7 protein-coding genes are annotated in these 8318 nt (G+C 55.0%); all 7 read right to left on the bottom strand.

The features are described 5' to 3' along the window. Nucleotides 1-546 precede the first annotated feature (546 nt). Complete coding sequence (ggt, locus tag ACF8LI_RS23250; protein ID WP_016448064.1) at nucleotides 547-2538, bottom strand: gamma-glutamyltransferase; 1992 nt, start codon at nucleotides 2536-2538, stop codon at nucleotides 547-549. 528 nt (nucleotides 2539-3066) lie between these two features. Next, nucleotides 3067-3372, bottom strand: coding sequence for a hypothetical protein (locus tag ACF8LI_RS23245; RefSeq protein ID WP_143044719.1), 306 nt, complete (start codon nucleotides 3370-3372; stop codon nucleotides 3067-3069). A 28-nt stretch (nucleotides 3373-3400) separates the two neighbouring features. After that, nucleotides 3401-3883, bottom strand: a complete 483-nt coding sequence (locus tag ACF8LI_RS23240; protein ID WP_143044718.1) for a hypothetical protein — start codon at nucleotides 3881-3883, stop codon at nucleotides 3401-3403. Between the two features lie 813 nt (nucleotides 3884-4696). Continuing rightward, a complete protein-coding gene (locus ACF8LI_RS23235; RefSeq protein ID WP_143044717.1) occupies nucleotides 4697-5227 on the bottom strand; it encodes a hypothetical protein in 531 nt (176 codons plus the stop codon). Between the two features lie 34 nt (nucleotides 5228-5261). Beyond that, on the bottom strand, nucleotides 5262-5651 hold the full coding sequence (locus ACF8LI_RS23230; protein ID WP_143044716.1) for a hypothetical protein: 390 nt from the start codon (nucleotides 5649-5651) through the stop codon (nucleotides 5262-5264). Nucleotides 5652-5709: 58 nt separating this feature from the next. Beyond that, nucleotides 5710-6108 (bottom strand): hypothetical protein, encoded by a 399-nt coding sequence (locus ACF8LI_RS23225; RefSeq protein ID WP_143044715.1) that lies wholly within the window; start codon nucleotides 6106-6108, stop codon nucleotides 5710-5712. 5 nt (nucleotides 6109-6113) lie between these two features. Continuing rightward, the coding region (locus ACF8LI_RS23220) for a hemagglutinin repeat-containing protein (protein WP_392414341.1) at nucleotides 6114-8318 on the bottom strand (2205 nt) is incomplete at its 5' end.

The raw sequence follows: 8318 nt of genomic DNA, 5'->3' as shown, positions 1-8318 counted from the left end.
TCACGAAGCAGTCCTGTCCTTCGGCAGGACTGCAACCCCGCAACCACCACGCCGCAGGCGCTGACATACGGGAGGTGGTGCGGGCCTTCGCTTCGCTCGGCCCCGGTTTGAAGCCGAGCGGAGCGATGGCGCCGGCTGTTGGCTGTTGGCTGTTGGCTGCCCCCAGCCTCCCCCCTTCTGCCCACGCCTGCGTTGGGCGGGATGCGGGGTGGCAGCCCTGCCGAAGGACAGGGCTGCTTCGTTGTCTAGCTTGCCGCAGTTGTTTGAACGGATTGCGCCACAGGCGCAAGGAGTGAGTTCTGCGGCACACCCCGCATCCCGCCCAACGCAGGTCGCCCGCAGCGAAGCGAAGGGTCGTGGGCAGTGCGGGGCGCGCTTCTTTGCCTACTTTCTTATCGCGCGATAAGAAAGTAGGTCGGCCGCCGGGCCGAACCCCGGCCTCGAAAAACAACCACCCGGCAGGGTCAAAAAAAGACCCACCAGCAAAAAAGGCGCCACCAGCATCCCTGCCAGCAGCGCCTTCCTCAGCCAATCATCAGGCCAAGATCAGCGAACGGTATCGCCCAGAACAAGCCCTTCACGGCGTGGATCAGCCCCACCTTCCAGCTGCGCCTGCCCATTGCGCTGCACCCGCAAGATGGTGCCGATGCCGCTGGACTGCGCACTGATGGACACCACATGGCCCAGGGCACGCAGGCCGCTGACCAGCGGATCGTCGTTGCCGCCATTGGCCGTGTTGATGTTGGGGTGCTCGCCGCCCACGTTGGTGGTCGGGCTGTTGGCCGCGCCGAAGTCCACCATCGACGTGGCCTGCTGCGCATCCAGACCCCAGTCCAGCGCGCCGACCAGGGTCTTGGTCACGTACTGGATGATGGTGCTGCCGCCCGGCGAGCCCGTGGCCATCTTGAAGTCGCCGGCGGTGCCGTCGGTCTTCAGGTCGAACACCAGCGTGGGCGCCATGGAGCTGCGCGGGCGCTTGCCCGGCTGCACGCGGTTGGCGACCGGGCCGTCGGCGGTGCTGGGGATGGCCGCGAAGTCGGTCAGCTGGTTGTTGAGCACGAAGCCGCGCGTGACGTGAAAGGACCCCATGCTGGACTCCACCGTGGTCGTCATGCTCAGTGCGTTGCCCTTGGCATCGACGATGCTCATGTGCGTGGTGCCGGCCTCCTTGACGTCGACCACGCCCTGCGAAGGCGTGCCAAAGTTGCCTGCCTGGGCCGTGCCCATGCTCTTGGTCGTGGAGATGAGGGCGGCGCGCTGGCGCAGGTAGCTCTTGTCCAGCATCAGGGCCGGCGAGCCGCCGGGCAGGGACACGAAGTCGGTGTCGGCCACGTACTTGTCACGGTCGGCATAGGCCAGGCGCAGGGCTTCGCTGACCAGGTGCACGCCCATCACCGAGGGCTTGCCGCCCTCGCCATCGATGGCCGTGGGCGCATAGGCCTTGAGGTCGAAGTTCTCCAGAATGCCCATGGCCTGTGCCACGGCGATGCCGCCGGACGACGGCGGCGGCATGCTGCAGACCATGTAGCGCGCGCGGTAGGTGGTGCAAACGGCCTCGCGGCGCTTGGCCTCGTAGCTGGCCAGGTCCTGCAGCGTGGTCTTGCCGGGGGTGATGGGCGCACCGTCCGAGACGGTCTGCGTCACGCCCACCTTGCTGACGATGGCCTGGGCCAGGTCGCCACGGTAGAAGGCATCGGCACCGCCCGTGGCGATGCTGCGCAGCGTGTCGGCATAGGGCTGGTTGACGAACTTGGCGCCCAGCGCCAGCGGCTTGCCCTGGGCATCGAAGTACAGCTTGGCGGCATCGGCATCGCGCGCCAGCTCCGTCTTGGAGCCCTCCAGCGCGGCGGCCATGCGGCCGCTGATGGGAAAGCCCTTGCTGGCCAGGTCGATGCCCGAATTGAACAGCTGGGGCCACGCGGTCTTGCCGTAGTCCTTGTGCGCGAGTTCCAGCATGCGCACCACGCCCGGCGTGCCGATGGAGCGGCCGCTGGAGCGCGCCGAAGGCTTGGGCGCGGTCTGGTCGGTGGCATCGTCCACGTAGCGCAGGTAGTTTTCAGTGGCGGCAGCCGGCGCGGTCTCGCGGCCGTCATAGGCCACGACCTTGCCCGTGGCCGCATCGCGGTAGAGCATGAAGGCGCCACCGCCGATGCCGCTGGACTGCGGCTCCACCAGGCCCAGCACCATCTGCACGGCCACGGCCGCATCCACGGCCGAGCCGCCGGACTTGAGCACCTCGCAACCGGCCTTGGACGCCAGCGGGTTGGCCGTGACCACCATGTACTTGGAGGTGTGCAGGGCCTTCTTGCCGAGGCGGTAGCCCGACGAGGGCTCGGGTGCGGCCGGATCACCGGGCAGGCCCGAGCCCACGACCACGCTGCCATCGCCCGAGGTGATGGCGCAGGCGGCCAGGTCGTCCTGGCCCGATCCGCCATTGCCACCACCACCGCCGCACGATGCGAGGAACAGCGGCGTGGCGGCCGCAAGGCCGATCCACTGCCATGCGGGCAGGCGTTGCCTGGAAGGGGGTTGCTTCATGAAATGTCTCCTTGTGGTGCGTGGAATGCGTTGATCTTGTTCACCTGGGGCAGCACCCGCCCGCAGGCTTGCCGCGAGCTTACATCCGTTCCACCACCACTTCGCGCAGATGCAGCCACGGGGTTCGGGACGTCCGTCCAGCACCGAGCGACTCAGCAGGTAAGCAAACTTCATACCAAGCGTGTGCACTGTTTTCGATCCACCTGGGCGAAGGCATGACAACGCCCTTGGGGTCAACGCGCAAACTCGCGGTAGCCGATGACCTCGTTCATGCCGATGCCCATAAAGCCCTCGGTGCACAGCCACCGGCTGTAAGAGACACCAGCGCACGGCCGCCTCGGAGGTACTACCGGCAGCGGTCACGGCCAGCAAGCGGGCATCGCAGACCCGGTCCTCCCGCTCGAACTGCACGCGGTAGCGCCTGCAGGCCTCTGGCTGAAGCCGCAGATACACGAGCCCGCAGCAAACGAAGAAGCTCGTAATGCCGCCCCCGGGACCCCTTGGGCTTCCGCACAAACACTACGCAAGTCACTTGGTTGGTGAAGCACTACTTTTCTTGGTGGCCGTGAGCATTGCCGCTCTCAAATAAAACCAGATACATGAGAGCACCAAAAAATTCAGGAAGCCAGAATTTCCTTTTGAACTAATCAAGAGAAAAATACAAAGCACAATGGCTCCCGGCAATAATCCAGCCATCACACCGACCAACACGCATTTCCAGCCCGAAGAATTGTGGACGATATCCATATATTCCGAAGCCACACGAAATCCGTGGACCCATGAATAATACAAAACTCCCATAGCGATGGGGCCAAAAATATCTGAATCAAACATCGATCAGCACTCCCATTTTCAAATCATTTCAAGCTCTTGCCACCTCGCGGATGTTCTTGATAACTGACTGATATATATTAATATACCAAATTACAAACAAAACAACTCCAACCCCGACCTCTTCTTTTATAATCACTTGCTCCGTATTTACCCCTTTTTGCGATGAATAAAAAATATACACATAGAAAATCAATGCAATGGGAAAAATAAAAAACATATGTCTAATCAACACCACAAGACTGATGCTGAGAAATCTCGCAGCAAAATCCACACCAGAAGCCCCCCCATTGGCACGATAAGAAAATATAGCCCCCCATAAAACAATAGAAATACCAAAAAAAGAGTTGATATAGTCCCAGACTCCCACGTATTCAGGAGAACTATAGCGAGTAACTTCCACAGCAACAGCGTTCAATAAAACGAAAATCAGGACATAACCAAATACCTGTCCTTCTGATAGCTCTCGACGAATTAAGGCATTCTTTAGTTCTTTTATTTTCCAGAAAAACATAAATCCTCCATTTATATTTTATCAATCAAAAATCTTAAACAGCGATTCAGTCTCAACAACTCCTTTCGGTGAAAATTCCTTTCGCGAGCATAAAACACGGCTTTAAATTTCAAAATGAAGCGTACCAGGGAAATTGTCAGCTCTCATGACTCTATACTTCTAGAGAATATCGTCATCCCAAAACTTTCCAGGATCAGCATACTGACCATTCTTTACGACAGCACACCACCCGAATGATCTGTAGAACATCTTCAAATCCACAATCTGATAAATATCATTCTCTTCTCTCATTAAAGTTATGAGGCTTCGTGCACTATGGGTATATTCCCCACCTCCAGATGCCACAGCTCTTCGCTCCAATTCATCTCTATCCCATCCATAAACGATGCCACTCACATCAGGAACAGTATCAAAGAAAATAACCTCGAATTCATTGGATATTCTGACGAGACAGGGAATCTGTTTTTGCTTAAGCAAATCTACAGTTATCAAATTCTGGGGGAATCTTATATGCAACTTCATTAAACCACCTTTGAATCAACGACCTGACCTGAGAGAATTTTTTTGCACGTTTTCCAACGTGGCTTTTTACTTTCAATCCTCATTGTGTTTCACGCACAGTCCAGGATAATGGCTATATCACTCGTGCTGATATGGGCATTGATATAGCTGAGTTTCTTGCCGCCTGCTTATTCCACTTCCACCCTACAAACAAACCAGAAGCACTTAGATTTACAGCACACAGGAACAGCAAGACAAGCAGAACGCGGGTGATATAAACGGAAGTCCTGACCTGTGAATACTCTATACGGCCTACAGCCCAGGCGGACGAGGACAGATCAGCGGCGTGGCAGGTACTTCCCTGGGCTCATCAGGCCTGCTGATATCCACGATACGCAACCCGCACTTGCGCATGCCAGCCCAGACAAAATCCACACGGTAGACGCCATCAGCAGTGGGAGTGAACCGCTTGGTTACCGGCCCACAGGAACCTCTGCTGTACTGGTCTTGCCAGGAGGAAAAGCCTTTGACCTGCACTGGCGCATCTGCAGGCACTGCAGCCTCTCGCACGGTTGGTACGCCGCTGAGCTTGTTGCTCAACGCAGCAATCCAGGGCAGCAGCACGCCCTCGCCTCCATCGCGGACAGATCCTGCGAATTCAAAGCCTTCGCACGCCGTGGTGGCGGAACTGATGGAGAAGCTTGCCGACATGGGCATGCCTGTGGAGCGGAGATGCAATGTGGCGTCTTTGGGCTGTGGCGTGTAGTTGCGGCGAGGTTCGATGGCGCAACCGGCCAGCGCAACGGAAAGACATAGGATCAAAAAAGAACGGTCGTCTTTCATGAGATTAATTCGAATTTACTCAAAGCAAATTAAATCAAATCTTGCCTTTATCCAAATCTTTGACCCAATCTGGCAAATCCTCATCAACAACCTCCACCAAAGAAAAATTCTCCAATATTTGGTGCCATCCAGATGTTTGATAAAAAAATCTAAGATCAGATATTTCATAAATATCTTGCGATACCTCTATCAAACTAATCTCCGCAAAAGAATTATGTGTATGTACCCCACCTCCATATGATGGAGCTCTAAGATTTATTTCCTCTTTAGAGAAATCTTTCACAGTGCCTACTGCCTCAGGCAATGGAGAAAAAAATTCCACAGAAAAATCATTGCCTTTTATTTTACAAATGCAAGGAATATTTTTATTTTTAATAAAATACTCAAACCAACCATTTTTCTCAAATTTAATACATAGCCTCATAATTTATCAAAGAGAAATTCTCCAAAAATTTCATGCAATCGGAATATCCATAAAATAATTAACTCCTATCTTTATCTAACTCCCTAGCCCAATCTGGATAATATCTATCTTCTTCTTTATTTTTTTCAGCCAACATAGAATTCTCAACAATGTTTATCCAGCCATATATTTCATCAAAGAATTTCATATCAATGACCTCAAATGAATTATCAAATAAATAATTCAAACTAATCTCACCAAAACAATAGTGAGTATATTCACCACCTGCAGACGCAGAATATCTATCACATATATCTTGCAGATTAAAATCTTGGATAGATCCAATAGCCGCCATCAACGGCCTGGAGAATTCCACGGTAAAAATCCGCCCTTTTATTCTACAAATACATGGAATAAATTTATTCTTAACGATGCTCTCTGTAAAAAAATTTTTCTCAAATTCAATATTTAAAATCATTTAAATCACCTTTTCCTAGGAACAATAACATCGCCAGAAAATACCTTATTAAAACTATCAATTGGGCTGAAATATTGCTTTCCAGATGACAAAGGATCTCGTATTGCCACCACCTTTTGCCCGGTATTTGTAGTAGTCACACCATCTACAACAACAAAATGCGAGAATCCTGTTTCATTATTTGCGATTCTAACAATAACTGGAGTTCCGTTAGCTGTGTATTTTGCCAAATCATCAGTGTTTCTATTACCCCATGAGACGGCATCCACGCCATTAGCCCGCAAGATAGTTGCAGCCACCTCCGGCTTAATACCATTTGTTTCGGCAGGGAATCTCTGAATAATTCCCGGAACATCGACCGGTTTGCCTAGGGTATCTAAAACCATACCACATGAGTTATGCCCACATGTCACAGTTCCTTCACCTTGACCATATACTGCCCGATCTCCATTTCTTGGAAGTGCATCGTCCAGTAAAGGATTACGAGCCTGCCCATTTCCTCCTAGATTTCCAGTACCTTCCGTTCCGTTGGTAACAGATGTTCTTCTCAATTTTCCGATAAGGGCAGTACCGCTCATCAGAACATCAGCAAACTCATTTCCGTTTGATGCCGCCTGCAGTTGCTTGTACGCACTCCAATACTTTGGATCATCGGTTTTGCCATACAAGTACAGCAAATTATCCTGACCCAACACAGCCAGCTGCTTGATATTGTTGTCTGCTGCGCTGATCTGCCCCATCAGGTCAGCTCTGCGCTGAGGATCTGCAGTGGCCCCCAATTGCTGGTATAGCTGATCCTTGTACTTGGCAAGCTCTGTCACCACTGTGCCAAGGTCTTCTTGAATCTCCAGGTTCTGATCCACCGTCGCTGGAGCCAAACCTTTACGGATATCTTCATTGCGTTTAGCAGAACGCGCGTCCAGCTTGCTTACCTCGCCGCACGCCGCCTTGTCGCCCTTCTGGCAGGCGCTCTCACTCTTAGCCCGTTCCGTGAGCTCCTTGTGGTTGAGGAAGTTGTTCAGCGTGGCATTGGTCGAAGCCGCTGCCCCTGCTGCTCCACCGGCCACGGCCCCCACGGCCGTTCCAGCCACGGCGACCAGGGTGTTTCGCGCACCTTCGTCAACGCCCAACTCCTTCAAGGTTTCGTCCAGATGCGCAACAGCCACCTGGCTCAGGCCCGCGCCGGCAGCTCCTGCCAATCCCCCGCCCGCTGCACCAACCAATGCGTGCAGCGCGACTCGGCCGGCCCCACCTTCTTTCCATTTCTCGATTTCCGCCTCATCACCGTTGGCCATCGCCTCCTTGAGCTTGCTGTCGGCAAAGTCCCCCACCGCCTTGCTCGCACGTGAACCAAACTCCCGCGTGATCTCGATCTGCGCATTGACGTTCTCGCGCACCTTGTCCTTGTCGAAGATGGGCTTGAGGCCCGTCTCCTTGTCCCCCGTGCGCGCGCCGCTGTCACCCGCCACGCCGCTGATGCCTGCCTTGGTGGTGCTGCTGGCATTGCCGCTGTCGCTGCCCACGCCGGCACTGCCGCCCGTCAGGCCTTTACCTGTGTCGAGTGCGGCCTTTTTTTGTTCTTCCGTCTTGGCTGTGCTCTGGTCACCTGCCTGGAAGCCCACGCTGCCGCCTGCGCTCCAGCCGCTGGCGTCGTAGGCCGCGTGGTTTTCAATATCGCTGGTGGTCAGCTTGCCGCCGGTTTCAAAGCGGTTCTTGCCGTCGTCCATCGCCACCTGGGTGCTGGTGATGGCGCCGCCCTTGAGCGTGGTGTCGCCCTTGACCTTGACGTCAAAACCACCGTCGCCAGCGCGGATGCCGCTTTGCTCGACCACGCTCTGGTAGTCGCTGTCGATGCGCGTGCGCCCGGCGCTGCCGCCCACGCTGGAGGGGCCGTAGCACAGGGGAGGCACGCACAGGCTGACGTTGAGGCCTGCGCTGCTGCTTTTCTCGTTGTAGGTGCTCTTGTCCTGCAGGCTTTCGATGGCGAGGTTGCCGCCTATGTCGGCCTTGACCATGTCGGCCACGATGGTGGCGCCCTTGAGCGTGGTGTCGCCGCCGCTTTGCACGCTGGCCGTGCCGCCTGCCTTGATGTGGGTGTTGGTGTGGCTGAGGCTTTCACCGCTGCCACTGCCCTTGCCCTGGCTGAGCCCCACATTGACGCTGAAGCCGTTCTTGCTGCCCAGGGTGAAGGCCACGCCCACGCTGGCCGA

The organism is Delftia sp. WSY_12 (assembly GCF_043104645.1).
Classification (GTDB): Bacteria; Pseudomonadota; Gammaproteobacteria; order Burkholderiales; family Burkholderiaceae_C; genus Comamonas; species Comamonas tsuruhatensis.
Note: the sequence above shows the minus strand (reverse complement) of the source record. Positions and strands in the feature narration are given on the sequence as shown.

What these genes read in the sequence shown, in the direction of transcription:
- ACF8LI_RS23230 (WP_143044716.1), bottom strand. Translation starts at nt 5,651, where the DNA reads ATGAGGCTATGTATTAAATTTGAGAAAAATGGTTGGTTTGAGTATTTT.
- ACF8LI_RS23245 (WP_143044719.1), bottom strand. Translation starts at nt 3,372, where the DNA reads ATGTTTGATTCAGATATTTTTGGCCCCATCGCTATGGGAGTTTTGTAT.
- ggt (WP_016448064.1), bottom strand. Translation starts at nt 2,538, where the DNA reads ATGAAGCAACCCCCTTCCAGGCAACGCCTGCCCGCATGGCAGTGGATC.
- ACF8LI_RS23235 (WP_143044717.1), bottom strand. Translation starts at nt 5,227, where the DNA reads ATGAAAGACGACCGTTCTTTTTTGATCCTATGTCTTTCCGTTGCGCTG.
- ACF8LI_RS23240 (WP_143044718.1), bottom strand. Translation starts at nt 3,883, where the DNA reads ATGTTTTTCTGGAAAATAAAAGAACTAAAGAATGCCTTAATTCGTCGA.
- ACF8LI_RS23225 (WP_143044715.1), bottom strand. Translation starts at nt 6,108, where the DNA reads ATGATTTTAAATATTGAATTTGAGAAAAATTTTTTTACAGAGAGCATC.